General features: G+C 54.6%; 1 protein-coding gene. It reads right to left on the minus strand.

What is annotated here, in order from left to right; translation table 11 throughout:
- Window positions 1–7: 7 nt before the first annotated feature.
- Window positions 8–1,399 (minus strand): IS4 family transposase, encoded by a 1,392-nt coding sequence (locus ABEA92_RS31290; RefSeq protein WP_345689812.1) that lies wholly within the window; start codon window positions 1,397–1,399, stop codon window positions 8–10.
- Between the last annotated feature and the right edge of the window lie 219 nt (window positions 1,400–1,618).

Here is a 1,618-nt window from a genome sequence, read left to right on the forward strand (position 1 = left end):
CTTGTCTTTACCCACGAATTTCATCCTTGATTTGACCGGTTAGTTTCATCGCGTCAAGAAGCGACTGCATTTTTCGATAGCCACGCCAGATCGTTTGCCAGCCTGGTTCGCCGTCGCTTTTGCGACCTAGGAAACCGCCGAGCTTCCCGAGTTCGCGGAAGAATTCGTAGACCGTCAGTCCCTGCACCTTCAAGTTTGGACGGAGGATCGCGAGGCACTTCGTCCACGAGGACGGCACCCGCCCGTTGGCTTTTGTCTTGTATTCAGTGCGTCCGAGTAACTTCAACTCAAACAGCCTGATCCCGATCACGCTGATTAACCCAATCAAAGCTTCCAGCCGATCTGCCGTTCGCAGAGCATGCTGTTCAATGCTGCAACCGCTCTTGATCACTTTGTGATATTCCTCGATCAGCCAACGGTGTTCGTAATCTTCAATCACCTGCCAAGCATCCTCGAACGTCTCCACTGCAAGGCTTGTTAGCAATACCCAGCGAATCGGCGTGACGCCCTTCGGGGCGTCAACTTCTTGAACAAACACCACACGCATTGAGACCTCATCGACTCCGCACTGTTTGACATAAGGGCTGCGGTGAGCTGGCGGAACGAAAGTGACCGTCGCGACCGAAACGTTGATCTTGGCCGTCCGGGCTGCTACACCAGGGCGACTACGAAGGTTCAGCTCATAGGAGCCCAGCAACTGAGCGTCATCAACGATATCACATAGTTTTTTGGTTTCACCTTCGTGGTCCAAGACGTTGCGATGGAGTTGGGCGGCACGAACAATCCAGTCGCATCCGCTTTGTGCCAGATGGCAGAACGATTCAAAGTTATCAGCACCACGATCAAAAACGTGAATCCACTGACTACCCTCCGGCGGCGGGCCAACTTGGTCGACCACCTCGCCCCAATAGCATCCTTCGCGGGTTCGCTTTAGACGCTGTGTACGAGACTCGTTCTTCGGGGCCTTGGAGCGATAGAAGAGCATCGCACCAGCTTGGCCGACGATCTTCTGGTTGTGGCAGTCGTAAGCCAAACAGCTGTGAAGTTGCATGCCACGTCCCTTGCCATCGCCGAGCATTCCTAGGCCTGTGGTTGCTTGATGCGAATAGTGGTCGACGTCGGTAGTGTCGCTGATCATCAAATAGCGTCCCGGTCGGGTCGCACGCGTCTTTTCCCAGTGGGGCTGGCAGACCGCAGCATGGGTGACTTCAGGACGATCGAAGAGCCTGTAGGCGGCTTTGAGATCTTTCCACTGGGTATTTTGGCCAGGCAACGACGCCTCCGGGCAAGCCAGCATATTGGAGGCGACGGTTTGCAGTCGCTCGGTTCGCTTTTTGTGTTTCAGCTCACAAGATGAGAATTGGTCCATCACCCAAGTTTCGTTATCAACAACCTTCATCGAGTACACTCCATTAAATGATCTGAGTCCGCTTGGACACGTAGGCGTCCGAGGTAAGAGGCTGCCAACGATCCGTCCGGTCGGCAGCCAGATCATTGCATCAGCCTCGGATCAGTCAAACGGCTGTCAGTTCCACGGCCCGACTGCCCCGAGGATTCGTTGCATTCTCCACAAAAATGTTTCACGGCACCCGACCGAAACGTGGGTAAAGACAAGCCC

Source organism: Novipirellula caenicola (assembly GCF_039545035.1).
Classification (GTDB): Bacteria; Planctomycetota; Planctomycetia; order Pirellulales; family Pirellulaceae; genus Novipirellula; species Novipirellula caenicola.

Bases quoted from the DNA above. Each gene is read 5' to 3' on its own strand.
- ABEA92_RS31290 (WP_345689812.1), bottom strand. From the start codon at position 1,399: ATGAAGGTTGTTGATAACGAAACTTGGGTGATGGACCAATTCTCATCT.